A 25,816-nucleotide genomic window follows, 5' to 3' on the forward strand; every position below is an offset into this window, starting at 1 on the left:
ACACTTACTTTAGGATTTAAACCCATAAAAATAAAACTATGAAACATAACTGTTTAAATTATGGTAAAATCTTACAATGGATTAATTTTAGAAAGGAAAATGTCATATGGGTCAATATTTTACGTATGCATTTGAAGATAAACGATATCATACATGGAATTACCATTTAAAAAATAAATTTGGTCATAAAATTTTTAAAGTAGCTTTGGATGGCGGTTTCGACTGTCCAAATCGTGACGGCACAGTTGCTCACGGAGGCTGTACATTTTGTTCGGCAGCAGGAAGCGGTGATTTTGCTGGGAACAGAGCCGATCCGATTGATGTGCAATTTAAAGAAATCAAAGAAAAAATGCATGAAAAATGGCACGAAGGACAATATATCGCCTATTTCCAAGCCTTTACAAATACACATGCTCCAGTAGAAGTATTAAAAGAAAAATTTGAACCTGTCCTTAAAGAACCCGGAGTAGTCGGATTATCTATCGGTACTCGACCGGATTGTCTGCCGGATGATGTAGTAGAATATTTAGCAGATTTAAATCAGCGCACATATTTATGGGTGGAACTTGGACTGCAAACCGTTCACCAAGAAACTTCAGACTTGATTAACCGCGCTCATGATATGCAAACTTATTATGAAGGTGTAGAAAAATTAAGAAAACATAATATTAATGTATGTTCTCATATTATTAACGGATTGCCTGGCGAAGATTATGACATGATGATGGAAACAGCGAAAACAGTAGCTCAAATGGATGTGCAAGGTTTGAAAATTCATTTATTGCATCTGTTAAAAGGTACACCAATGGTCAAGCAATATGAAAAAGGTATGCTGAATTTCATGTCTCAAGAAGAATATGTCAATTTAGTATGTGATCAACTAGAAATCTTGCCTCCGGAGATGATTATCCACCGTATTACTGGAGACGGCCCTATTGATTTAATGGTAGGTCCTATGTGGAGTGTTAATAAATGGGAAGTATTGAACGCGATCGATGCCGAATTAGCAAGACGTCATTCAGCACAAGGTCAACACTACAAGAAAGAACAGGAAGTTAATTAACCAAATGAAATTAGAACGTATTTTACCTTTTGCTAAGTCGCTTATACTTTCTCATATCGATGAAAAGAGCACAGTAATCGATGCAACATGCGGTAACGGCCATGATACTTTGTTTCTAGCCGAACATGTGCCAAATGGGAAAGTTTACGGATTTGATATTCAAGAAGACGCAATTGAAGCTGCACGTGAGAAAGTTAAAGATTGTCAGAATACCATTTTGATTCATGATGGCCATCAAAATGTAAAGCAGTATGTCGAAGCCGCTGATTGCCCTATTGATGCAGCGATTTTTAATTTGGGTTATTTACCTAAAGGTGATAAACATATTGTGACTGAAGCTGCTACAACTATTCAAGCAATTGAAAATATCTTTGAAATGCTTGCACCAGAAGGCATTATTGTGCTTGTAATTTATCCAGGGCATCCTGAAGGGAAAATCGAAAGCGAAACAGTTTATCACTATCTAGAAAATTTTGATCAGCAACAAGCACACATTTTACAATACGGCTTTATTAATCAACGCAACAATCCACCATATATTTGCGCTATTGAAAAAAGATAAGTAAACAGGGTCCGGGACATTGTAATTGTAATGTCCCGGACCCTGTTAATGTCGTGCTCCGCTTCATTTAATTATTGAAATAATTTATCTACACTTTTAGTAATATCTTTTAATACTTCAACTGAGTGATTAAACTCTTGAGTTTCTTTTTCATTTAATGGAGTTTCATAAATTTTCACAGCACCAGCACGGTTTACAAGTGTTGGAACGCCAATATATACATCTTTATTGCCGTATTCGCCTTCTAAATAACTTGAAACAGTCAATACAAGATTTTGGTTACGCAAAATAGCTTTAGTAATATGCAATAATCCCATAGCGATACCATAGTATGTTGCACCTTTGGCTTGAATAATATCATAAGCTGCATCACGAGTATTCAAGAAGATTTCTTCGATGCGTTTTTCTCTTGCAGGATCTTCTTTTAAAATATCGTATAAATTTTGACCTGCAATACTAGCTTGAGACCATACAGCTAATTCAGAGTCGCCATGTTCACCAATAATGCTAGCATTCACACTTTCAGGCGCTACACCGAATTCTGCTCCTAATTCATATTTGAAACGCGCTGTATCTAAAATAGTACCTGAACCGATAACACGTTCTTTTGGCAATCCAGAAACTTTTTTAGTTACGTAAGTTAACACGTCTACTGGGTTGGCAGCGATTAAGAAGATACCGTCAAATCCACTGTCCATGATTTGTCCTACGATAGATTTAAAGATTTTAGTATTTTTTTCTACTAAGTCTAATCTTGTTTCACCTGGTTTTTGGGCAGCACCAGCTGTAATAACTACTAAATCTGCATTAGAACAATCAGCGTATGACCCAGATTTAACAATCGATGGAGATTCGCCATATGGCATTCCATGATTCAAGTCTAATACGTCACCTTTAACTTTTTCTTCTGCTATGTCTACGATGTAAAATTCATCTGCAACCCCTTGAGCGACCATAGCAAATGCGTAGCTTGAACCTACAGCTCCATCGCCCACTAATACTACTTTGTTTGCTTTAACATTATTCATATACTTACCCTTCCTTTTTAAAAAAATCACTTTCCTTATGTGATTAATTTCACATATTCAAGATAACAGGTTATTACTGAAAAAGCAATGCTTTTTTGCTGAATTTAACAGTAATTATAAAAGCTGTAAATTTGTAAAAGCAAATAAAAAAGGACTTTAAAACATACACCTATAAAGCAAACCTCTAAAATTGAATTTTGAGAGTTCAATTTTAGAGATCCGCTTCTTTATACTTATTAAATTTCTATCTGATCATCTACATCATCAGGAATAAAACCTAATGCATTCACTTTATTATTCAAATAACTTAATATATAACGCATCACTAAAGGACGTTCCGGTTCATTATGAATTTCATGATACAAACCATCCCACGCTTTAAAATAAAGTTCGTCCGTTTTGACACGTGTTTTTATTTCTAATATGGCATCTGTGTCTAAAATTTTATCGTCTTTCCCATACATCAAACACATTGGGATTTGTTGAATATCCTCTAAATGCTCCATAGTCTTTCTCATCACATTGACCACTTCTTTATACCAATGGTACGAAACTTTCTTCAACATCAATCCATCTTGTTTAGTTTCTTCAATAACTTCTTCATTTCTAGTTAAATGTTCTGGTTCGATCCCTAAATTAAAGCGCATATCTTTTACTCCTGCACCTATATTTGAAGTCAGCATATTTTTACGTGTTTTGTTATTTTTCTGAAATGCTGTCAATGGAGATAAAAGTATAATGCCCTCAATCGGCAGTTCTGTTCTTTCTAACAGATTCAATGTAATCAGGCCGCCTAGACCTACTCCCATCAAAAATGTCGGCAATTTATATTCGCTGGCTATTCTCAACCATTCTAAGATATGTTCGTGATAGACTTCAAAGTTGTCAATCTGACCTTTATTAGAACGAGAAGTTTGACCTTGACCAGGCAAATCCCCCATAATTACATGATATCCATTTCTTCTTAATGAAGTGATGACATAGGCATATCTACCTGTATGTTCCAATAAATTATGTGCAATGACGATGACACCTTTCGCTTCACTTTCTGTTTCCCACTTCCACATATCAACGACTACCCTTCTACTCATATTATTTAAATTTATTGTATCAAAATAAAGGCCTCAAAATCTATCTAGAACTCATTCTCTCTTTTTTTAGTGAAGTATTATTTAAATCATTTGATGAAAAATTATTCTAACATTATTTACAGTTTTTGTAATATGATATTATATTGTGTATTTTTATATATTGTTAACGTTTTCATACCTTATTGAAACATGATACACTAATTTCAATATAGTTGTATGGGAGGAATATCTATGTCACTAGTTAAAGATTTTTTCATCGGTTTGTCTAATAATACATTTCTAAATACCTCAGCAAAGAAATATGGTCCAGTATTAGGGGCAAGCAAAGTTGTAGTCGGCAACTCCTTAGATGATTTAATTGAAAAAATCCGTGAACTTAACGACAAGGGAATTACAGTTACTGTGGATTGTTTGGGTGAGTTTGTCGGAACAAAAGAAGAAAGCTTAATCGAAAAGGACATCATCTTAAATGTTCTGCAAGCAATGCATGACAATGATGTTAAAGCACATCTCTCGGTTAAAATCAGTCAGTTGGGCGCTGAATTCGATTTAGACTTAGCTGAGAAAAACCTTAGAGAAATTGTAGCTAAAGCGAAAGAATTAGATAACAGACATGTAAATATCGATACTGAAAAATTTGCAGGCTTAGATGATATCTTACATGTATTAGATGATATTTCTAAAGAATATGATAATGTAGGTACGGTGATTCAAGCCTATCTGTATACAGCTGAAGATATGGTTGAAAAATATCCTCATATCAGATTAAGACTCGTAAAAGGTGCATATAAAGAAAATGCGTCGATTGCTTATCAAAATAAAGAAGATATTGATGCAAATTACATTTCTTTGATTGAAAAAAGACTGAAAAATGCGAAGAATTTTACATCTATCGCTACACATGATGATAAAATCATCGATCATGTGAAAAAGTTTGTGGAAGATAATAATATTGATAGAGATAGTTTCGAATTCCAAATGTTATTTGGCTTCAGAACTGATTTAGCTTACGCAATTGCTGACGATAATTATAATTTCTGTATTTATGTACCATTCGGTGATGATTGGTTCGGTTACTTCATGAGACGTTTAGCAGAACGACCACAAAACTTGAATTTAGCAGCGAAAGAATTCGTTAAGCCAAAAACACTAGCTATTACAGCGGGTGTCATTGCTACATTAATCGGATTATCATCTGCTGCCACTGCTTTAATTAAGAAAAAATAAAACAAATAAAAGGAAGAAACTTTGGCAGTGAGCCTAAAAGTTTCTTCCTTTTTTTGAATTTTAAAATTATTTGATTGATTTAAGCAAGTTTGCCATTTCAATTGCTGCCATTGCAGCTTCTGCTCCCTTGTTTCCAGCTTTAGTTCCAGCGCGTTCCACTGCTTGTTCTATAGTTTCAGTTGTCAACACACCGAAAATAACAGGTAAGCTACTCGTATCACTGACTTTAGAAACACCTTTCGCTACTTCATTACATACATAGTCGTAATGTGAAGTGGCTCCGCGGATGACACAACCCAAAGTAATAACCGCATCATATTTTCCAGTCTCTGCAAGTTTCTTTGCAGCTAAAGGAATTTCGAATGCACCTGGTACATAAGCAACATCAATTTGATTGCTGTCTACTTCGTGTCTTACCAGTACATCTTTCGCGCCTTCTAATAAACGTCCTGTAATAAAGTCATTGAAACGTGAAACTACGATTCCGATTTTCAAATCTTGTCCTAATAATTTCCCTTCAAAATTCATTCTGATTTCCTCCAATTTGTTGATTATAAATTTTACAGCATGTGACCCATTTTTTCTTTTTTAGTTTGCAAATAATCATGGTTGTGCTCGCATTCCGGAACAATTAATTCAATTCTATCTGCGACATCAATTCCATAGTATTGCATTCCTTTAAATTTCTCTGGATTATTACTTAATAAATTAATCTTTTCTATACCGAAATGTTTAAGGATTTCTGCAGCATGATAATAGTCACGAAGATCTTCCTCAAACCCTAAAGCAAGATTGGCTGTTACTGTATCATAGCCTTGTTCAATCAACTCGTAAGCTTTCAATTTATTAATCAAGCCTATGCCGCGGCCTTCTTGCGGTAGATAAATAATCATGCCGTCATTTTGATCAATGTATTCCATTGCTGCTTCTAATTGTGCTCCGCAATCGCATCTTTGGCTGTGGAAAATATCTCCTGTTAAGCATGAAGAATGAATACGCACATTTTCTACTTTTTTAATATCACCTTTAACAATAGCTACAATTTCATCGTGAGAATAATCAGATTCAAAGCCATACATATCAAATGTACCAAAATCTGTCGGCAGTTTTACTTTTGCTTTAGCGTGCATATGTTGCTCATGTGTTCTGCGGTAGTGTACGAGTGCTTCAATAGAAATCATTTTCAGATTGTGCGCTTCTTTAAATTGTTGTAACTGATCTCCTTTTGCCATAGTTCCGTCTGCATTCATGATTTCACAAATCAAACCAGCCGGCTTAGCACCTGTCATTGTCGCTAAATCAACTGCCGCTTCTGTATGGCCATTTCTGACCAGCACTCCTCCAGCTCTGGCAATGAGTGGGAACAGATGGCCAGGACGGTTGAAATCTTCCGGTTTCGCTTCATTTGAAATTAAAGCTTTGGCCGTCATCATTCGTTCATTTGCACTAATACCTGTTGTTGTATCCACATGGTCCACACTTTCTGTAAAAGCAGTGCCAAATGCATCGCTGTTATCTTTAACCATAGGCGTCAAATTGAGACGCTCTGCAAGTGATGGTGCTAGCGGTGCACAAATTAAACCACGCCCTTCTTGTGCCATAAAGTTAACGGTATTATCACTCATAAACTCTGTAACAGCTACTAAATCACCTTCATTTTCACGGTCCTCATTATCTACTACAATGATACTTTCTCCTGCTTTCAATGCTTCAACAGCAGATTCTATACTATCGAATTTCATCTCAATCCACTCCTATCAAAATCCGAACTGACTTAATTTATCTTTAGTCAATCCAGATTCATCTTTTGAAATTGCTTTTTGAACGTATTTAAATAACATATCCGCTTCCAAATGCACTTTATCCCCTACTTTTTTCGTACTTAAAATCGTTGCACGTTTCGTTTCAGGTATTAAATGAATATCAAATTGACCATTGTCTAAACGGAAAATAGTTAAGCTGACGCCATCTACCGTAATGGAACCTTGTTGTACCATTTGCGAGGTCAGTGTTGTTGGACATTGAACCGTGACAATATTGGAATTAGCTGATGGTTGAATTCGACGTATCGTTCCGACGTCATCAACGTGACCTAATACAAAATGGCCACCAAATCTTCCTTGACTGGGCATCGCACGTTCTAAATTAACCGCACTGCCTTTACGTAATTCAGAGAGATATGTTTTATTTTCAGTGCCTTTAATCACTTGAACATCAAAGGTTTGGTTATTAAAAGAAATTACAGTTAAGCAAGCACCATTGACACTGATAGAATCACCGATATGAATGTCTTGCAAGATAGTGTGACATTCAATCGTCAACTTCATGACATTTTGTTCTGAAGCAGTCTGGACGACTGTTCCGACTTCTTCAACTATGCCGGTAAACATATAAGATCACTTCTTTCTTAGTGAAACTTTAATATTTTGATCGATGATTTCAGAGTTGGCAATTTCAAATTGAGGAATTTTATCCAAGGAAAGTACATGGTCAGTTTGATAGAACTGATATTTCCCTGAACCTCCAATAACTTTCGGGGCGTAATAAATGATGAGTGTTTGAACACACTCAGATTGGAGAAATTGAGAAGATACATTAGGTCCAGCTTCTACATAGAGCGAACCTATACCTTTATGGTATAAATCATGTAAAATATTTTTAATAGAACAATCTTCTAATTGTATGATTTTAACTTGATCAGAATGTTCTTTGTTCAGCATTTCATTATTTTCTGTATACAACCAGACTGGCGTTTGCTGGTCATGAAAAATCTTCTGTTCCAGATTTAAGCGGCCGCTTCTATCTAATATTACTCTAACAGGCTGTCGTTCGCCTTCTAGTCTGACCGTTAAACTCGGATTATCCGCTTCAGCTGTTCCAGCTCCTGTTAACAAAGCGTCATGACGCGCACGGTGTTTGAATACATCTTGTTTAACACCTAGATTAGTAATCCATTGACTCTGCCCATAATCGGTCGCTTGTTTACCATCTAAACTTACACTGACTTTCAATGTGACTTCTGGAATATTCTCAGATTTCGCATTAAAGAAGTCTTTATACATGAGCTCAGCTTCGGCTTGATACTGATATTCCACTTCAATGCCAGCAGATTGCAAAATATCATCTCCTGGAGAATCGAGCGAAATATCTTTCATGGCATACACTACTTTTTTTATACCTGCTTCAATGATTTTATTGACGCAAGGCGGTGTGGAACCAAAGTGTGTGCATGGTTCTAAGGATACATAAATCGTAGCGCCTTGTGCTTGGTCACCAGCCATATCTAAAGCTTGAACTTCTGCGTGACGTTCACCTTGCTTGAGATGTGCGCCTAAACCCACTATACGGCCATCCTTTACGACTACTGAGCCGACTGCTGGATTTACACCTGTCTGACCCTCTGCCATTTTTGCCAGTTGTATTGCATTTTGTAAAAATCGATTCAAACAATCACCTCATTAAAAAACCGTTGCCAAATAAAAATGGACAACGGGAAATAGAATTTATCATCATTTATCTTTGAAAATTGAAAAGTTTAGTATAAAGGCATACCTAAATAAGACCACTTAAACTAAAACTTTTTTAAATCATATAGATAAATAAGTTTCACATTTAATGATGTTCTTCATTCTTTCTCCCATCCAGACTATACTGTCGGCTCTAGATTTCCACTAGATCAGCCATATTCAAAAAAGAATACAGGTCGCAGGCTTTAATTTACTGCCGGTTGGGAATTTCACCCTGCCCCGAAAGAATTTTTATGAAATTGTTTCTGAATCAATAAGAGTTACTCAAAATCTTAACTCATGAATTAATCATATCTTATTTTTATCAATCTTACAATAACAAAAGCTTATCTAGCGTATTTGTTCATGAAAATCATATAAACTTTTAACTGCTTGCACAGATTGACGCACAATCATGTTTACACCATTACGTGCTTGATTAATGCCGTTGGTAATTTGTCCGATAGCAATAAGATGAGGCAGCGTACCATGTCGCGGACTGATTACCTGATTAGTTTCAGGTACGATTTGAATCCCTCCCATTGGGTGAGGTTGTACAATTTGTCTATTAGCGATATCTACAATAAAAGCATCGTCATCATCTAAATCTTTCAATTGTGTTTTTGGACCGGTGGCATTAATCACTACGTTGAAATAATCGAGCTCGTCTTGATTATGATATTTAAAGACGTACGTTTCATTTTTATATTGTACATCTGCTAAATCTTTTTTAACTACTACATGTCCAGCAGTAATTTCTTCGATTAGCAATCGTGCTGTGCTAGGAGGCATCGGATTGGAGTTGGCTTTTAAAATCGGCATGTATTTTTTCATAAAGGCTTCTTGGTCTTGCAAACTCAAACTATTCCATATCCAGTTCATATTTTCTTTAATAGTTTCAAGTATACTTTGGAAGACTCCTAATATTTCAGGATGCGCCAAATCATATTTCAAATCTTTAATCGGATCCCCTACTTTACGATGAATCAACTCTTGTAATGGAATATTGTAGTCTTCACATTCCTGTTCAAATAACCGTATCATAGATTCTAAGGGAACTACTCCAAAATGCGAGCGCAAAATACTTTCGAAATTTTCTTTTGTAATATGGTTTAGAGTAATATCAATCATATTTCCACGCACACTTGGAAACTCTCCGTGTCTGCTCGTAGCAGTAATCGGCAAATTAGGATGATGTTTAACCACATAACGTATGACATCTAAACTCGATAAGCCTGTGCCGATAATCGCAATATCATCAGTGCTGTCCACTTCATTTAGCGTTTCATAAGTCGGATAAGGTGATGGAATATAACCCTTCAGACCTTTCAAATGATAAGGATCGTGATATGCCATCGTACCTACTGTCAAGAAGACATAGTCGTACTGTCTGCATGCTTCTTGCTGGTGATTGGTACATACAAAATATTGAATTCTGGCATTTTCCTCAAAACCTTGTTCTAAATACATTTCAGTGGCTTTTTCCGTAATTAAATGAATGTTGCTGTATTGTTGATTGAATTTTTCTAAATAGCTTTTCATATAATGTCCGAATACAAATCGCGGTAAATATGTAGCATTATCAATTTTAAATTGATTTTGAGTTTCATACCAACTGAAAAATTCTGAGGCATCATGAGCATTCAGCGACATGTCTTTACTTGGCAAATTAATGAGTAGTTGCGCACTATCATTTTGAAAAGGCACCCCTTGCCCCATATTTTGAGGATCATCATACACATCAATGTCTAGTTCACTAAAATATGAATGAGCTTCTAATTGACGTAAAATACTGACACCTGCCGTGCCCATTCCAATAATTGCGACCCGCATTTTATTTCCTCCTCTATATTTCCGATTCACTCTATAGTTTCATTACCTATTATGCAATAAAAACAAATAAAGCGAAACAATTAAAACTGTTGCGTTTCAATTCTTCCGCTTTATAGAAAAGTTTAAATTTATTTATTGATGTTGTTTATCGTCTTTATAGACAAATAACTTGAAGTATTTACCCTCTGTATTAATTTTCTTATAGAAATCTGCAATTAAGGAAGCGTTACTTTCTGCCCATTTAATATCAGTTGCATATTGATGTTCTCCTGGATTTTTCGGATTCCATCTCATACTATAAAGTGTATTTTGATCTGGGTTTGATAAGAAATGAGAGTGAATAAAATCAGCTCCCCCATCTATTGCTTTTTCAGGTGTATCCCAATTATGTTTCTTAGCATATTCTGCACCCGTTTTAATAGGGTCTTTATCTAATGCGCCTACACCGTAAAAGTTATAATATTTCTTACCGTCTATTTCGACACCTTTGGATAAATCACTCTTCACAGCACCTGTTTCTAAAATAGCATGTGAAATTAAGTATACTTCATTAACATGACGTTTCTTGGCTGCTTTCATAAAGTCGTCAGTATGTGCAAGTAATGTAGGACGGTCTGCTAACATGCGTTTGATACGATTTTTTTCAATACCTTGGTATTTAGATAAATCTAAGAATTGATAGCGTTGAACTTTATCATTGATAAAATTTTTACTATTCATTGCATTTTTAATTTCAGTACCTGTCGCGTCATGCCATCTATCATTCTTATCAGATACTTGCTGACTCGTATAGTTATCAATTTGCTTTTTAGCAGCTTTGTCTAAAGTGACGTTAAGATGCTCCACTGTTTCTACTTTCTTTACATGTTTAAAGAATATTTGGTCAGAAATCATAGAAAAGAAAAGCGCTCCTGCTGCCGCTAAAATAACAAGTAGCCCTATAATAGCTATAATAGAGCCCTTCTTATGTTTCGTCATAATTACACCTCTTAGGTCAAGTTGAATTATAAAATTATAAATTCGGATATTAAACTATATCACTTTTTAAGTATAAAAAGCCATTTTGACTCTCCACCCATTATCTTATCATATCTTTGAAGCTGTCACGGCTTTGAAGTCAGAATGTAATATTGTTGTATTCTCTAGCTAATATTTTGATACTTTCAGTAATATTTATAAGTAATTTTTCCTTTCAAAAATAAAATAACCTGTTGAATCCAACAAAAAACTGCATTCAACAGGTAAAATTCCACTATTTAAACAGTGTCAACGAATTATCGTGACTTCAACGCTTATTCAGGACGTTTATAATCCATCATGATAAAGCTTGCTGCTTCTGATTTATTTTTATAATAGTAACGATTTAAATCGATAGTCCCTTCGATTGTGCCATCGCGATACATCATTTCATTAGTCATATTATTAATCATTACAAAATCCGAGCAATCTTTAATCATATCTAATTCGTCATGACGTGCAAAAAAGTGTTCTAAGTTCAAATGTGCGTAATCCATAGAATCCTCCCGTCTTATTTTTTCAAATGTTGCTGAATTTTATTAATTAGTCATATTTAGCTTTAAATCTTTAAAATAAATTGATTTCTGTTCTTCTATTTAACACCTATTTCGCTTATTAAGCAAATGAAACTCACTTATAAATTAAGTAAGATAGAAAACACCAGAAATAATATAATATGCATCTACCCAAAAGGAGGTATAACTTGTGAATATTGAGCATCAAATCAGTCGCAATAAAGGCATTATCTACTCGCTGCTGCATAAATACAATATTCGATATGACAGCGAAGAATATGCACAACTATTAACGATTAAAATGTGGGAATTGATACGTCAATTTGACATGTCTATCCATAATAGCATGAGCTGTTATTTATTTCAAAGACTCCATTTTTATCTCGTCGATTTGTTCAGAAGTAAAGGAAGACAACCAGAATTATGTACTATCAATACGGAAACCCTTGAATTAAATCATTCACTTCAAGTGAAGCATCCAAATGTCTTACCGCTCATGACTGCAGATTACTATCACTTGCTGAATGAACACGAGCGTATGTGGTTGAATCTCAAATTATTTGGTTTTAAACAATTTGAAATTCAGAAATTGATGGATAAATCAGCAACTTCCATTCGCAAATATCAGCAACGTGCACGTTTGAAATTAGAACCGCTCCGACAATTTTTGAAAGGAGGCATGTAAATTGGTCGAGACGCGTCAACACCCTGTTATCATTTACATGAAATCTTATCCGCATCAATGTTTCCAAGTTGAATGTGTCTATAATATTTTTCGTAAATTGACCAAACACTCTATAAAAAAGTATTTAGACTTACTAGTACGAATGCATCCGCTGCCAAAAAATGTTTTTTCATCAGACTTAAAACAATTATTGAATATACGTAAGCATTTGCCCTTAATTGTGGATACAAAGACGATTCTGTTTCCTATCAAACATACACAAGCCGCCTTGCAGTATTTTATCAACGGAATGCAGATTACGAGTATTAAACCAGAACAGCAACATACACGTGTGATCTTTTCAAACGGTCAACATCTCATCATTCACGCACCTTACAACTACGTTCATCGCAAATGGTTAGAATGTATTTTCTTACACTATTTTATGTTTATTGTACGCGATTAAACCGATATTCTAATAATTTTTTGGTGAAATAGCCTGTCACTACTTTAATAAAGTAGCAAGCAATAATCATTGCTAATATCGCACCAATTAAGAGTAAGGCGAGTTGAAGAGTGGAGAGATTCGTCTGTGGCTGCACGAAGTAATTCACCACATTAAGACTGGTCAATAATCCAAACAGAAAGAGTCCTAATAACAAAGCATTCGCAAGTAACATCAACACGATGATGATAAATAAGAAACTAGACCCATGTGTTTTATTAGAAAAAACATGTTGCTTTAGAAATAAATTTGAAAATCTAATCGGTTGATTTAATATTTTCGAATTTGCTTGGTTCGTTTGTGCTTCTGTCATAAATTGATTTAATTTTATTTTTTCTTTTTTATTTAAGAACCAAAGTTGCTTTTTAACTTTGGATTCAAATTGTTCTCTTTTCATATACCTATACACCTGCCCTTGCAATACAATAAAAAAAGAGGCAGAAATAGTTTAAAGATACACAAACTATTTCTGCCTTTATTTTAATATATTCCTAATTAAAGAGATACACTTTTTTTATTATAGGATTGAGAGTCCTGATTTTTGAATGTCTTTTGCAAATCCTTTAACAGTGTCTACTGATAATTCGTTAACATCGCGACCGATATTAGGGATTTTGCTGATTACACCTGCAGGGCATGTGATGATGTCTGCACCGATTTCATCTGCTTGAATGACATTGAATAGTTCACGGCAACTTGCCCATAATAACTTGATGCCTTCTTTTGAATGCGCAATTTCCACTGATTCTTTCATGAGTGGAAGCGGATCTACACCAGTATCAGCAATACGTCCAGCAAATACTGAGATATAAGTTGGAACACCTTCTGTTACTGCTTCTGTAATAGCTTTAACTTGATCTAAAGTATAAACAGCAGTCACATTCAAATGCACATTGTCAGCTGATAATTTCTTAATCAATGGAATTGTTGATTCACCATTAGTTGTGACAATAGGAATTTTAACAAATACATTTTTACCGTATTGTTTTAAAATTTCTGCTTCTTTAGCCATTGTATCTAAATCATCTGCAAATACTTCAAATGAAATTGAAGCATCTGGAATTTCACGTACCGCTTCTTCAGCAAATGTTTTATAATCCGTTACACCTGCTTTAGCCATTAAGCTTGGGTTAGTTGTGAAACCATCCACTTCATTATTTTTGTATGCTGCTTTCATTTCTTCGATATCCGCACCATCTGCGAATACTTCTACGTTTAAATCTGCTTTTACCATAGAATGAGTTCCTCCTATCATTACTACACTTTCATTCCTTAAGAATAACTAGATTATAACACGCACTATTCTAAAACGCGATTGTGCCAACTCAAAACTTTAAACAATTAGAGAGTTTTGTAAAGGAATGGTTTATCGCTATTCCAATATGATAATATGTAAGAATGAATAGAAATGGAGGTCGCCATGGCAAAATCTAAACTTTATTTTTATATTACTCTCATCTTGGTAGTTATCAGTTTTTACTTCAATATGCGTAATCCGATTTTTAATGCGCAATTTGAATCTATCGTTAAAAAAATTATCATCAGCAGTATCGTCAATGCAATTATCTTAATCATAGCAATTATTTTTGCAGATAAATCTATGAAACTTTCAAAGGAAAGAGCAGATTGGATTCGACCTGCTAGTAAATTCTTACCTTATATTTTATTAATAACCATTCTTCTGCATATCGCTGCTTCTTTAGTCTCATTCGGACTTCTAAAATAATCACTTGAATTTGACAATTGCTTCCAGCGATACCACAATTTACTTATTATTAATAAAAGAGGCGGTATAGTGCAATACTTATATGTATTTATCGGTGGCGCTTTAGGTGCACTGATAAGATTTCTATTATCACAATTAAATCATAGCGATGGATTTCCAACGGGGACCTTTATCGCTAACTTAGCAGGAGCTTTCCTGATGGGATTCTTTACAGCTTTGATTTTAAAGTTATTTCAAAACAATCCTTTATTTAAAAAAGGAATTACCACTGGATTCTTAGGGGCGTTAACGACTTTCTCTTCTTTCCAGTTTGAACTCGTACATATGTTAGAACAGCATCATTATCTATTGCTTGGTATTTATGCTGTTACAAGTTATATCTTGGGTATTCTGCTTTGTTACCTCGGCGGTAAATTAGGAGGTGCGCTCAGTCATGATTAAATTGTTGTTGATTATGCTTGGCGGCGGTTTAGGTGCGGTAGTTAGAGCTGCTGTCACACAAGCATGCAGCCGTATCCCTTCTGAAATGCCGATAGCTACGTTAATAGTAAACTTGGCAGGTAGTTTTGCAATTAGTTTATTGAGCGGTTTTGCTCTTTCCAATCAATGGGCTTCTCCATTATTGATTGTAGGTTTTTTAGGTGGATTGACAACATTTTCCACTCTATCTTTAGAATTGAAAAATCTATTAACAGAACAAACAAAGCCGGCGTTATTTATTCTATATAGTGCATTGCAATATATTCTTTGCTTTGCAGCATGCTGGCTTGGTTTTCTTCTTGCACATTAAAGAGAGCTCCTGCAAGTATATAGGAAAGGTGCTGGTACAAATCCCAGCACCTTTTTTATGTTGTCATAAACTCCGAAATAATAGGTTCAAACTTCTCTTTACTTACTAAATTTTCGATCCATATATCTGGAACAGCTTGAATACCATATAACAAACCGGCAATACTTCCAGTTATCGAGCCTACCGTATCTGTATCGCCGCCTAAATTAACTGCTTTAAGCACAGCATCTTTGAAATTATCAGAATTGCCGATACACCACAATGCTGCTTCTAAAGTATCTACGACATATCCAGAGGACTGAATATAACTTTGGGGGAGCTGATAGAAATCTGACTGAAATACTTTTTCAAAATAATTTTGGTATTCCTCAGAAAGTTCAGCATCCTGTTTTAAATATATACTCAATTCTTTTTCTGTATTCTCCACACTCATCTTAAAGGTATGTCCTAAAGTAATGTTACGTAATATTTCTACATAAATAATTGAGGCGATGTGTGAACGCGGATGCCCGTGTGTAATACGTGTATAGGCAATGACTTTATCCACGACTTCATTAAACGCCATCTCTTCAGGTAAACACTTGATTAACGGCGCAATCCTCATCAAAGCACCATTCCCGTTATTATATTCTGATGTGCCGCCGCATTGTTCGGCTGGCGTTCCCGCTTCATATCTTCTAATTGCCTGTGTTGTAGAATTACCTACACCAAATGCAACACCAAAGGGCGTCAAATAGCCATCATTCAAATAACGAACAAATTTTTGCATTAAACTGTCTAGATTGCCCTGCTCATTAATATTTTCTGCCAAGCATAAGGTAAGCGAACTGTCATCCGACCATGTTCCAGGTGGTTGGTTACATGTACCATAACCAATCATGCTATCAATATTAAAACTGCCTCTATTTTCAAATTCGACAGGTACTCCTAAAGCATCTCCTACCATCGCTCCATATAACATTCCTTTATAATCAGCCATTCAAATCACCTATTTATGATGTCCAGAATAATTATCAGGGTCAGGACCCACACGTTTATCTGCATTTAAATTATCTAATTGCGCCATTTGTGAATCGGACAGTTCAAAATCAAACACTTCTAAATTCTCTTTAATGCGTGAAGGCGTCACTGACTTCGGTATTACAACGACATCATGTTGAATATTCCAGCGAATAATAACTTGAGCCGGTGACTTGCCTACTTCTTCAGCTACTGATTTAACAACTTCATCATCTAAGATTTGAGCATTCATAAGCGGAGACCATGATTCCATTTGAATACGCTGCGCATTCAGATATGTACGCAAGTCTTCTTGAATTAAATAGGGATGGAATTCTACTTGATCAATTACCGGTTTAATAGAGGCATGAGATAATAAAGCTTCAAAGTGATGCGGTTTAAAGTTGCTGACCCCAATATTTTTCACCTTATTATCTTTCAGTAAATCTTCCATTCCTTTCCAAGTCTCAATCATCATATCCTCATCCATACCAGGCCAATGCATTAAATATAAATCTAAATAATCAAGACCTAATTTGTTAAGAGAAGTTTGATAAGCCTCAGCCACATTTTCTCTGCCATAATCTTCCAACCATAATTTCGACGTAATAAATAAGTCCGAACGTTTCAAGCCAATAGATTCTAATCCAGCCTTGATCCCCTCACCGACCTTTTCTTCATTACCATAAATCATAGCCGTATCAATACTTCTGTAACCATTCTCAATCGCAAACTGAACCGCTTCTTTAGCCTGCTCATCATTTTCCACACGGAAAGTACCTAAACCGACAATCGGCATACGGTTACCATTATAAAATTCTACATATTCCATTCTTATCTCTCTCCTTGTCATTGATATCTCTACTATACCTTAAACTTTACCGGCCATGCATTCACTCAAACTTCCTTTTCAGGAAAAAGAAAAGCACTGTAAGAGCTGTAGCAACTCAAACAGTGCCTCAAACCTTAATTAAAAGATTCAATTTCTTCCATAATGCGTGCCAAATCTTCAACATTATATTGAATGCGGCCATGGAAAACAAATTTATTAAAGTATTCATCCAATTGTTCAGCACCTACAAGTACTTTAGTATTGGTATTTTGTGCGTAATTCGAAATCGTCACGGCACCTTCATTTTTAGGATTGAAATAAAGTAATGCCATTGGTGTATATTTCAAATTCAACTGACGTTGCAACGCATCTGCTAACTGTTCAACATAGTGCAATTGTTTAGAGTAATTCACAAACGTTGCAGATTGTTGATCGTCATTTTCATCTAATACTAAAGTTTGCGGTGTGCGCTGATCTAAATTTAAGGCATTGAAAACTTGTTCAATGGTAGGTAATTCAGCAAACTGTTTGCCGCTGATGCCATTATAAACGTGCCCTTTTAAAAGTTGCGAGTCTATAATGTATAAACCTGTACGTGTTAACACTAAATGACTGATACGTTCGATATCATTCATATCATTTTTCGGCAAGAAGATGTTTGCCATAATATGCATATCTTCAGGACGAATGCGTTTTTCTTTCACTAAGCGTTCTCTTATACCGATAAGACGCATATCAGTGATATATTCGCTATGGTTTTTTGAAAACAGCTTCAATGCATCAATTTCACGATCTTTCGAATCGACTGTAGCATCAAAATCAGCACGTTGCTTCGTTACTGTTTTCTTATGTTCTACACGTTCTTTTTCAAGCTCATCTTCGTAATTATCTTTCAAGCTTTTTTCTTTTGCTTCATATTGTTCTTCTGCTTGCTGTTGTGCTTTCTTTTTACTGTTTAATGCAGTTAAGAACAATATTAAGAATATAACAGCTATGACTATCGCTGCTACTAAACCAATTTCCAATGGTCCCATACCTATTCCGCTCCTTTACTTGTCTTACGTTTCATTATAAAGGAAAGTTTCGATTCTATCGATAATAATCCTGAATTTCATACAAAAATCGCAGAATTATGCTTGGACCGCTTCTTTCAATACATCCACTTTGTCTACACGTTCCCAAGGCAATGCGATGTCTGTACGGCCGAAATGGCCATAAGCCGCCGTTTGTTTGTATATCGGACGTTTTAAATCCAACATTTTAATGATACCTGCTGGACGTAAATCAAAATTATCACGGACCGCTTCTACTAGTTTGCCTTCAGAAACTTTTCCAGTTCCAAATGTATCTATAGAAATTGAAACAGGTTCCGCTACACCGATAGCATAAGCAAGTTGGACTTCACATTTATCAGCTAATCCTGCTGCTACAATATTTTTAGCCACATAGCGTGCTGCATAAGCTGCTGAACGGTCTACTTTTGTTGGATCTTTACCGCTGAAACAACCGCCGCCGTGACGTGCAAAACCACCATAAGTATCAACAATAATTTTACGACCAGTCAAGCCTGCATCACCTTGTGGTCCGCCGATAACAAAGCGGCCTGTTGGATTAATGAAGAACTTAGTTTCATCATCTAATAATGATGAAGGTACAATCGGGTCGATAACATGTTTGCGGATATCCTCTTGGATTTGATCTAATGTGATTTCTTCAGCATGTTGTGTTGAAATAACAATAGTATCAATTCTGATTGGTTTATCATTTTCATCGTATTCTACTGTAACTTGCACTTTTCCATCAGGACGCAAGTATTTTAACGTGCCATCTTTACGCACATCTGACAAACGTTTCGCAAGTTGGTGTGAAAAGAAAATAGGTGTCGGCATATACGTATCAGTTTCGTTTGTAGCGTAACCGAACATTAAACCTTGGTCCCCTGCACCTGTAGCTTCAATTTCTTCTTCGCTGATTTCATTTCTATATTCTAAAGCGCGGTCTACTGCTTGCGCAATATCAGGAGATTGTTCATCAATTGCTGACATCACAGCCATTGTTTGGTTGTCATAGCCGTATTTTGCTCTTGTATAACCAATTTCTTCAACTGTATCTCTTACTACTTTTGGAAAATCAACATAAGTGGAAGTAGAGATTTCCCCGACAATCATAGCCATTCCCGTAGTGACTACTGTCTCACATGCCACCCGCGCATCTGGATCTTTCTTTAATAATTCATCCAAAATAGCATCTGAAATTTGGTCTGCTATTTTATCAGGATGTCCTTCTGTAACAGATTCTGACGTAAATAATCTTCTATTATTCGACATAACTGACTCCTTTTGATTTTAATTACGAAAACTCTCTATCTATGAGCTCAAATTAAAAAGGGCTTCCACTATATATACATAGAGAGAAAGCCCTTTGACGTCCTTTCGCTCTTATCGTTCAAACGTCTTATCTGACATTTGCAAACGGTTTGGCACCTTTCTCCAATAAGGAGAGGTTGCTGGGCTTCGTTGGGTCCATGTCCCTCCGCCACTCAGGATAAGAGAATCCGTTACAAATAATACTACCCAAACAAAATAAAATTGTCAATTACACGAATTGTTTTTTCATAAATCCGATGTGGAATAATGGATATAGTATGTTATACTATAAAAATGTAAAGGCTTACAATTACATTAATACTTACGCGCTGGAGGGGTTTTTAAAAATGGCAGTAGATGCACAAACAAATTTAAAAAAGTTGAATCATTTGATTGAAAAACCATCATCATTATTTCAACTTACAAAAACGCAACTTTACAACAAGATTTTAGACAATAATGAAGGCGAACTCACAGAACTAGGAGCAATCAATCAATTGACAGGCCAATATACAGGTCGTTCTCCTAAAGATAAATTTATTGTAAACGAACCTTCTTACAGAGATGCAATTGACTGGGGCTCAGTAAACCAACCTATCGAAGAAGAAAAATTCCTTAGATTGTATGATAAAGTTCTAGATTACTTAGACCAAAAAGACGAATTATACGTCTTCAATGGTTACGCAGGAAGTGACCAAGATACTCAATTACGTTTAACAGTAGTCAACGAAATGGCTTGGCACAATTTATTCGCACATAACATGTTTATCCGCCCTTCTTCTAAGGATGAAGCAGAAAAAATTAAAGCGAACTTTACAATTGTTTCTGCGCCTCACTTCAAAGCAAACCCTGAAGAAGATGGCACAGCTTCTGAAACTTTCGTTATCATTTCTTTCAAACACCGTATTATCCTTATCGGTGGAACAGAATATGCTGGAGAAATGAAGAAAGGTATCTTCTCAGTAATGAACTATTTATTACCTCAACAAGATATCATGAGTATGCACTGCTCCGCTAACGTGGGTGAAAAAGGCGACGTTGCATTATTCTTCGGATTATCTGGAACAGGTAAAACAACTTTATCAGCAGCTCCAGATCGTAAATTAATCGGTGATGATGAACACGGCTGGAATAAAAATGGTATTTTCAACATTGAAGGCGGCTGCTATGCGAAAGCCATCAATCTTTCAAAAGCAAAAGAACCTCAAATTTATGATGCAATCCGTTATGGTACAATCTTAGAAAATGTTGTAGTCGAAGAAGATGGAAACGTTGATTTCGATGACAATAAATATACTGAAAACACACGTGCAGCATACCCTATCGACTATATTGATAATATTGCTAAACCATCTAAAGCAGCGCATCCGAATACAATCGTATTCTTAACAGCTGATGCATTCGGCGTATTGCCTCCAATTTCTAAATTAACAAAAGAACAAGCGTTGTATCATTTCTTAAGTGGATTCACTTCTAAATTAGCAGGTACTGAACGTGGTATCACTGAGCCTGTACCATCATTCTCTACATGCTTCGGTGCACCATTCTTGCCATTAAATCCTAAGAAATATGCTGAATTACTTGGACAATTGATTGATAAACATGATGTTGAAGTATATTTAGTAAATACAGGCTGGACTGGCGGAAAATACGGCGTAGGTCGTCGTATCAGCTTAAAATATACTCGTCGCATGGTTGATGCAGCTATTAAAGGCGAATTGAAAAATGCAGAATTCGAACAAGATGAAGTATTCGGTTTGAATGTGCCTAAAGACATTGAAGACGTACCGAAATCTATCTTACAACCAATCAATGCATGGAGTAATCAAGATGCTTACCGCGAACAAGCACAAGATTTAATCTCTCGCTTTGTAGAAAACTTCAAAAAATTCGGTGAAGATAGTCAAGAAATCCCTGAAAAAGGCGGATTTAAAGCTTAATATTAGTTATAAAGGAGCTGAGACAGTTTTGTCTTAGCTCCTTTTTTTGGTTAGATGAGTTGATTGTGGTATGCATTGTAGGGAAAGTGTCGAGACTCGACTTGCCCACCTATACAGTTGCCCCGCCTTCCTCCATTTTGACTACTTATTATTTTCAACACGATCCATCCACTCATGAATGACTTTTAATACCTCTTTCAACGCTTCTGGTCTTGGAACATGCCCTTCTTGCATTTGATAAAATGTTTCATAACGATGTCCGATACGTTCTAAATAATCTGCTAAATAATAACCTTGATGGATGCCTACTTGTTTATCTTTTCCTCCATGAATAATTAAGATTGGAGGACTATTTTCGTCAATATATTGCAAGGCTTCTCTTTTTTCATATGCAGCTAAATCCTTCTTAGGATGCCCTACCATTCTGCGCAGCATTCCGCGTAAGTCTATGCGTTCTTCATACATTAAATGCAAATCAGAGACGCCGCCCCAAATGATATAACTGTCAGCCGGCAAATATTGAAATGTAAGCAACCCTTGCAAGCCCCCTCTAGAGAAACCGACGAGGTGAACATAAGCATCCGGGTAGATGTGTTTTAATATATCTATAGCTTGAGTGACGTCATGCAAGTCATTACCTGAGAATTCATCACGACCTTCACTGCCATTATTTCCTCTATAGTAAGGTCCGAATACTAATGTACGAGAATCTGAAAATTGTAGCAGACGACCGGTACGAACGCGTCCGACTTTGCCTTTACCGCCGCGTAAATAAATAACAATACGTTGCACTTTTTCTTTAGGCGTCAACATTAGTCCTTTCACTTTGAGATGATCGACTTCATAAGTAACTTCTTCTCCAATATGTGAAGCCAAATCAATTGGCATACGTTTTCTATTGATAAAGTCCAAGCGCACTCACTCTTTCTGCACATTTTAATATTACTTCATCAGTCAGCAAGAAACTTTTATCTTGGTCTGCTATATCGTCTAGATTCTGACATATAACAGGTCCAGCAGTTTCTAAATAATCCTCTTTCGTTTGTATGCTTTCTACTTGTGCCGCAAATACATCTTTTGTAAACCAGCGTTCTCCGTTAGGATAATACACTGTATATTGAGCGATATATTGCATCTGTTGGATAATAGCACCAGTCTCTTCAAACAGTTCACGTTTTGCTGCAACCTCGCTCGTTTCTCCCGCTTCTATTTTCCCTCCTGGAAACTCTATGCCACGCTTCTTGTGTCGTGTCAGTACAAATCCATCTTGATATAAAGGAATTACCAGAACATGTTCGCCGTTTGCGATATCTGTAGAATTCTTGTAATGCATCTCTATTTGATTATTAAATTGGTCATGAGTAATCACGTTCTATCACATTCCTTTGAATAATATGCTAAAATATAAATCGTTATGAGTTGGATTTACATTTATTTCTAAGAGTTGGAGGGATTATTTTGAAAAAACTCTTTCTAGGCATAATCTGGGTGTATCAACATTTTATTTCGCCACTTACACCCCCAACTTGCCGCTTCTATCCTACTTGTTCTAACTATACTAAAGAAGCCATTGAAGTTCACGGCGCACTCAAAGGATCCTGGTTAGGAATCAAACGTATCTCTAAGTGTCACCCTTTTCATAAAGGCGGATTTGATCCAGTACCGTTGAAACATAATCATGAACATTGCGAACATCATCATTCATAAGGTGTTAACTTATTTTTATCTACTTTAGGGGGCGTAAATTCAATACGTCCCTCTTTTAATATGCCATTTTCTGCTGTAAATTCTTCTGAAAAATAATAACCATATGGCGTGATATCACCAGGATAATCGCCTAATCGACTTAGATACGCTGTAAAATATCGACTTAGCCCATATTCATACATACCGCCGATGACAACTTTAACATTTTTCTGCTGTAAAAATTTAATCGCTTCCAACATGCGGTCAATACCGCCTAAACGAAACGGTTTTAATACTACCGTTTCAATATTATAGTTTTCAATATAACATACAATCGAATCTATATCTGATGCTTTTTCATCTAAAGCGATAGGAGGAATTGTCCCCTTTTCTATATTGTTTATACTACTTAAATATCTGAAAGGTTCTTCAATATATAAAATATTAAAATGGTTATTAATTTCTTGCAATTCAGGTACATCATCTGAACCCAGTGATTCATTGGCATCTAAAGCAAGTAATGGTTGCGATGATAGTTGGCTCAACTGTTCCAAATCACCTTCCACTGTTTCCGACCATTTTAATTTAACACGTCGAGGTTGCGTATTTTGCAAGACGTTCAATTGTACCTCTGATAATCCACTTACCGTTGCTCCATATTCAACTGAAAATGCTTCTAATTTATTAAATGCTTGATAGAGTGCCATCGCTGCCGTACAACGTGCTGCAGGCTCTCCAGATAACTGGTCTAAAGCAGTTTGAGCTGTCTCAAAATCAGCAAATTCCTTTCCAGAGATTTCTTTTTCAAACCAGGTCTTTAAGCTATGATAAACGGTGTCAATGGTTTCGTTGGCGTACCAATAAGTTTCGAATGCATTACATTCTCCAAAGTAACTATTTCCTTCTTGATTAATGATTTCTATAATTAAAACTTTGCGTGCATGCATTTCAATTTTAGGTGTTTGTATTGGCGTTTTAAAAGGAGCTTGATAAGTATAAAAATTTATCGTTTTAAATTTCATCTTTTATTCCTCTATCGGACCGCGCTTCAATTTGCCTGTAGAAGTATAAGGCAGGGTATTCACGCGTTGGTATGTTTTCGGCAACTTATATTTCGCGAGTTCTCGACGTAAATATTGCTGGAGATTATCTTCATTAATTTCAGCTTCACTGACATAATACAATTTCGGTACTTGGCCCCATTCTTCATTTGGAACGCCAATGCACATGGCGTCTTCAATTTCAGGATGAGCTTTGGCTGCTGTCTCGATTTCGAATGGATAGATATTTTCTCCCCCGCTGATAATCAAATCTTTGCGACGATCATAAATCATCACATTACCTTCTATATCAATTTTAGCGATATCTCCTGTTTTGAAATAACCATTTTCAAAGGTGTTCGAGAGGTTTATTGGATATAAATATCCATCGATGACATTATCGCCTTTTATGAGCAATTCTCCGTGACCTTCATGATTGGGCTCTGTAATTTTGACATCGACGTTCGGACTGGGTTTGCCGACAGTGTCTGGGTTGTATTTGAGCATGGAGGGAGAAGCGGTTAAGAATTGCGAGCATGTTTCAGTCATTCCGAATGAATTATAGATAGGTAATTGATAGCTCAAGGCTTTATCGATTAAGGTATGTGAAAGCTTAGCTCCGCCCAACAAAATTTTCTCTAAGTAATGCGGTTCATTAAGTCCTTCATCTATCAGCCATTTTAAAGTTTGAGGCACAAGTGAAATATGTGTAATAGTTTCCTGTTGTATGATTTCTAAAATTTGCGAAGCATCAAATTTATTGACGATTCTTACTGAAAAACCTTCTATTATACTGCGTAAAAGGATGCTTAAGCCTGAAATGTGATAGATTGGCAATACTGTTAACCATTTAGTATTTTGATCAAATCCAAGACTTTCTTTACACCCCATCGCACTAGCTAGATGATTATTAAATGTTTGCGGTACTGCTTTTTGAGGCCCCGTCGTTCCTGAAGTAAACATGATTGAAGCAATGCGGTCTAATTCTAGAGGTTCTTCATAAGTTTTGGTGCTGCGTTGCGCTTCAATTTCGGACCAGTTAATAATATTAAATCCATTTAATTCTAAGGGCAAAATAGCCACTATTGTATCTGTTTCTACGGAATTTAATTGTGCAGTTATTTCATTTTCAGTGAGTCTGGTATTAATCATCACTGCTTCTATTCCAGCTAACCAAGCACCATAAATAATCAATGCTGAGTCAATGCGGTTATCTAAATAAAATGCAATGCGTTTACGTTTCTGTTGATGCAGAACGTATGCATATTGTAAGGCTGTTTCGTATACATTCGCGTATGTAAGTTGTGTTGTTTTATCTTCTAATGCTATATTTTCCGGTATTTTCTCTGCATTTTGTTTTAACCATAAATCCATGGTACCGACCTCCTTTTATCTCTTCTCTTACATTTTAACAAAGAAAGTCATT

The 25,816-nt window shown here is 35.8% G+C and carries 29 protein-coding genes and 2 riboswitches; of the genes, 10 read left to right on the forward strand and 19 right to left on the reverse strand.

All coding sequences use genetic code 11. The features are described 5' to 3' along the window. The first annotated feature begins 106 nt into the window (after window positions 1-106). Together mnmL and mnmM are read left to right on the forward strand one after the other, a co-directional pair. Window positions 107-1,063: a tRNA modification radical SAM protein MnmL/YtqA gene (gene mnmL, locus CNQ82_RS08620; RefSeq protein WP_095104693.1), complete on the forward strand. Its 957-nt coding sequence runs from the start codon at window positions 107-109 to the stop codon at window positions 1,061-1,063. A gap of 4 nt (window positions 1,064-1,067) precedes the next feature. Then, window positions 1,068-1,625, forward strand: coding sequence for a tRNA 5-(aminomethyl)-2-thiouridylate-methyltransferase MnmM (gene mnmM / locus CNQ82_RS08625; RefSeq protein WP_123144951.1), 558 nt, complete (start codon window positions 1,068-1,070; stop codon window positions 1,623-1,625). A 71-nt stretch (window positions 1,626-1,696) separates the two neighbouring features. Here mnmM and CNQ82_RS08630 read toward each other — a convergent pair whose 3' ends face one another. Both CNQ82_RS08630 and CNQ82_RS08635 read right to left on the reverse strand, forming a co-directional pair. Then, the gene (locus CNQ82_RS08630) at window positions 1,697-2,653 is read right to left on the reverse strand and encodes an L-lactate dehydrogenase (RefSeq protein WP_123144952.1); all 957 of its coding nucleotides are present in this window, start codon (window positions 2,651-2,653) and stop codon (window positions 1,697-1,699) included. Window positions 2,654-2,889: 236 nt separating this feature from the next. Beyond that, on the reverse strand, window positions 2,890-3,720 hold the full coding sequence (locus tag CNQ82_RS08635; protein ID WP_123144953.1) for an alpha/beta fold hydrolase: 831 nt from the start codon (window positions 3,718-3,720) through the stop codon (window positions 2,890-2,892). A 255-nt stretch (window positions 3,721-3,975) separates the two neighbouring features. Between CNQ82_RS08635 and CNQ82_RS08640 the strand changes: the two genes are divergently transcribed. Next, window positions 3,976-4,971: a proline dehydrogenase family protein gene (locus CNQ82_RS08640; RefSeq protein ID WP_123144954.1), complete on the forward strand. Its 996-nt coding sequence runs from the start codon at window positions 3,976-3,978 to the stop codon at window positions 4,969-4,971. A 66-nt stretch (window positions 4,972-5,037) separates the two neighbouring features. On the opposite strand, the gene ribH is transcribed toward CNQ82_RS08640, so the two are convergent. The 7 genes from ribH to CNQ82_RS08675 all read right to left on the reverse strand — a co-directional run bounded on the left by ribH (window position 5,038) and on the right by CNQ82_RS08675 (window position 11,824). Next, window positions 5,038-5,499 (reverse strand): 6,7-dimethyl-8-ribityllumazine synthase, encoded by a 462-nt coding sequence (gene ribH / locus CNQ82_RS08645; RefSeq protein WP_123144955.1) that lies wholly within the window; start codon window positions 5,497-5,499, stop codon window positions 5,038-5,040. 32 nt (window positions 5,500-5,531) lie between these two features. Then, window positions 5,532-6,713: a GTP cyclohydrolase II gene (gene ribA, locus CNQ82_RS08650; protein ID WP_123144956.1), complete on the reverse strand. Its 1,182-nt coding sequence runs from the start codon at window positions 6,711-6,713 to the stop codon at window positions 5,532-5,534. A gap of 15 nt (window positions 6,714-6,728) precedes the next feature. Next, window positions 6,729-7,361 (reverse strand): riboflavin synthase, encoded by a 633-nt coding sequence (locus tag CNQ82_RS08655; protein ID WP_123144957.1) that lies wholly within the window; start codon window positions 7,359-7,361, stop codon window positions 6,729-6,731. 6 nt (window positions 7,362-7,367) lie between these two features. After that, the gene (ribD, locus tag CNQ82_RS08660; protein WP_123144958.1) at window positions 7,368-8,417 is read right to left on the reverse strand and encodes a bifunctional diaminohydroxyphosphoribosylaminopyrimidine deaminase/5-amino-6-(5-phosphoribosylamino)uracil reductase RibD; all 1,050 of its coding nucleotides are present in this window, start codon (window positions 8,415-8,417) and stop codon (window positions 7,368-7,370) included. Between the two features lie 179 nt (window positions 8,418-8,596). Further along, a riboswitch (FMN riboswitch) is annotated at window positions 8,597-8,729 on the reverse strand. A gap of 99 nt (window positions 8,730-8,828) precedes the next feature. Then, window positions 8,829-10,310, reverse strand: a complete 1,482-nt coding sequence (locus CNQ82_RS08665; RefSeq protein ID WP_123144959.1) for an FAD/NAD(P)-binding protein — start codon at window positions 10,308-10,310, stop codon at window positions 8,829-8,831. 132 nt (window positions 10,311-10,442) lie between these two features. Beyond that, the gene (gene sagB, locus CNQ82_RS08670) at window positions 10,443-11,288 is read right to left on the reverse strand and encodes a peptidoglycan release complex glucosaminidase SagB (RefSeq protein WP_095104673.1); all 846 of its coding nucleotides are present in this window, start codon (window positions 11,286-11,288) and stop codon (window positions 10,443-10,445) included. Window positions 11,289-11,602: 314 nt separating this feature from the next. Beyond that, a complete protein-coding gene (locus tag CNQ82_RS08675) occupies window positions 11,603-11,824 on the reverse strand; it encodes a hypothetical protein (protein ID WP_015900622.1) in 222 nt (73 codons plus the stop codon). A 208-nt stretch (window positions 11,825-12,032) separates the two neighbouring features. Here CNQ82_RS08675 and CNQ82_RS08680 point away from each other — a divergent pair, with 208 nt between their 5' ends. Next, window positions 12,033-12,527 carry a sigma factor gene (locus CNQ82_RS08680; protein ID WP_123144960.1) on the forward strand — a complete coding sequence of 165 codons (495 nt, stop codon included), beginning with the start codon at window positions 12,033-12,035 and terminating at the stop codon, window positions 12,525-12,527. 1 nt (window position 12,528) lies between these two features. Then, window positions 12,529-12,972, forward strand: coding sequence for a competence protein ComK (locus CNQ82_RS08685; RefSeq protein ID WP_123144961.1), 444 nt, complete (start codon window positions 12,529-12,531; stop codon window positions 12,970-12,972). Here the strand turns inward: CNQ82_RS08685 and CNQ82_RS08690 are convergent. Then, window positions 12,956-13,408: a hypothetical protein gene (locus tag CNQ82_RS08690; RefSeq protein WP_123144962.1), complete on the reverse strand. Its 453-nt coding sequence runs from the start codon at window positions 13,406-13,408 to the stop codon at window positions 12,956-12,958. The genes CNQ82_RS08685 and CNQ82_RS08690 overlap by 17 nt on opposite strands. A 120-nt stretch (window positions 13,409-13,528) precedes the next feature. Continuing rightward, window positions 13,529-14,245 carry a transaldolase gene (locus CNQ82_RS08695; protein WP_095104664.1) on the reverse strand — a complete coding sequence of 239 codons (717 nt, stop codon included), beginning with the start codon at window positions 14,243-14,245 and terminating at the stop codon, window positions 13,529-13,531. 186 nt (window positions 14,246-14,431) lie between these two features. Here CNQ82_RS08695 and CNQ82_RS08700 point away from each other — a divergent pair, with 186 nt between their 5' ends. The 3 genes from CNQ82_RS08700 (at window position 14,432) to CNQ82_RS08710 (ending at window position 15,527) form a co-directional block, all read left to right on the forward strand. Continuing rightward, complete coding sequence (locus CNQ82_RS08700; RefSeq protein ID WP_123144963.1) at window positions 14,432-14,737, forward strand: hypothetical protein; 306 nt, start codon at window positions 14,432-14,434, stop codon at window positions 14,735-14,737. Between the two features lie 69 nt (window positions 14,738-14,806). Then, window positions 14,807-15,178, forward strand: coding sequence for a fluoride efflux transporter CrcB (crcB, locus tag CNQ82_RS08705; RefSeq protein ID WP_123144964.1), 372 nt, complete (start codon window positions 14,807-14,809; stop codon window positions 15,176-15,178). Then, a complete protein-coding gene (locus tag CNQ82_RS08710; protein WP_164711958.1) occupies window positions 15,171-15,527 on the forward strand; it encodes a fluoride efflux transporter FluC in 357 nt (118 codons plus the stop codon). The genes crcB and CNQ82_RS08710 overlap by 8 nt, the downstream gene beginning before the upstream one ends. A 55-nt stretch (window positions 15,528-15,582) precedes the next feature. Here the strand turns inward: CNQ82_RS08710 and CNQ82_RS08715 are convergent, their stop codons facing one another. The 4 genes from CNQ82_RS08715 to metK form a co-directional block, all read right to left on the reverse strand. Further along, window positions 15,583-16,506 carry an ADP-ribosylglycohydrolase family protein gene (locus CNQ82_RS08715; protein WP_123144965.1) on the reverse strand — a complete coding sequence of 308 codons (924 nt, stop codon included), beginning with the start codon at window positions 16,504-16,506 and terminating at the stop codon, window positions 15,583-15,585. Window positions 16,507-16,515: 9 nt separating this feature from the next. Beyond that, window positions 16,516-17,358, reverse strand: coding sequence for an aldo/keto reductase (locus CNQ82_RS08720; protein ID WP_123144966.1), 843 nt, complete (start codon window positions 17,356-17,358; stop codon window positions 16,516-16,518). Window positions 17,359-17,492: 134 nt separating this feature from the next. Beyond that, the gene (locus tag CNQ82_RS08725; protein ID WP_123144967.1) at window positions 17,493-18,392 is read right to left on the reverse strand and encodes a nuclease-related domain-containing protein; all 900 of its coding nucleotides are present in this window, start codon (window positions 18,390-18,392) and stop codon (window positions 17,493-17,495) included. A 96-nt stretch (window positions 18,393-18,488) separates the two neighbouring features. Next, window positions 18,489-19,685 (reverse strand): methionine adenosyltransferase, encoded by a 1,197-nt coding sequence (metK, locus tag CNQ82_RS08730; RefSeq protein ID WP_123144968.1) that lies wholly within the window; start codon window positions 19,683-19,685, stop codon window positions 18,489-18,491. A 108-nt stretch (window positions 19,686-19,793) separates the two neighbouring features. Then, window positions 19,794-19,909, reverse strand: a riboswitch (SAM riboswitch). 162 nt (window positions 19,910-20,071) lie between these two features. Between metK and pckA the strand changes: the two genes are divergently transcribed. Beyond that, window positions 20,072-21,664: a phosphoenolpyruvate carboxykinase (ATP) gene (gene pckA / locus CNQ82_RS08735; RefSeq protein WP_123144969.1), complete on the forward strand. Its 1,593-nt coding sequence runs from the start codon at window positions 20,072-20,074 to the stop codon at window positions 21,662-21,664. Between the two features lie 141 nt (window positions 21,665-21,805). Here pckA and CNQ82_RS08740 read toward each other — a convergent pair whose 3' ends face one another. After that, window positions 21,806-22,576 carry an alpha/beta hydrolase family protein gene (locus CNQ82_RS08740; protein WP_123144970.1) on the reverse strand — a complete coding sequence of 257 codons (771 nt, stop codon included), beginning with the start codon at window positions 22,574-22,576 and terminating at the stop codon, window positions 21,806-21,808. Next, window positions 22,560-22,997, reverse strand: coding sequence for an RNA deprotection pyrophosphohydrolase (ytkD, locus tag CNQ82_RS08745; RefSeq protein WP_240624878.1), 438 nt, complete (start codon window positions 22,995-22,997; stop codon window positions 22,560-22,562). The genes CNQ82_RS08740 and ytkD overlap by 17 nt, the downstream gene beginning before the upstream one ends. Window positions 22,998-23,122: 125 nt before the next feature. On the opposite strand from ytkD, the gene yidD reads away from it, so the two are divergent. Continuing rightward, complete coding sequence (yidD, locus tag CNQ82_RS08750) at window positions 23,123-23,371, forward strand: membrane protein insertion efficiency factor YidD (protein WP_095104646.1); 249 nt, start codon at window positions 23,123-23,125, stop codon at window positions 23,369-23,371. Here yidD and menC read toward each other — a convergent pair. Then, complete coding sequence (menC, locus tag CNQ82_RS08755) at window positions 23,362-24,372, reverse strand: o-succinylbenzoate synthase (protein WP_123144972.1); 1,011 nt, start codon at window positions 24,370-24,372, stop codon at window positions 23,362-23,364. The two genes, yidD and menC, sit on opposite strands and share 10 nt — an antisense overlap. Before the next feature lie 3 nt (window positions 24,373-24,375). After that, window positions 24,376-25,764 carry an o-succinylbenzoate--CoA ligase gene (gene menE / locus CNQ82_RS08760; RefSeq protein WP_123144973.1) on the reverse strand — a complete coding sequence of 463 codons (1,389 nt, stop codon included), beginning with the start codon at window positions 25,762-25,764 and terminating at the stop codon, window positions 24,376-24,378. Window positions 25,765-25,816: the final 52 nt, after the last annotated feature.

Origin of the sequence: Staphylococcus debuckii, assembly GCF_003718735.1 — a bacterium.
Classification (GTDB): Bacteria; Bacillota; Bacilli; order Staphylococcales; family Staphylococcaceae; genus Staphylococcus; species Staphylococcus debuckii.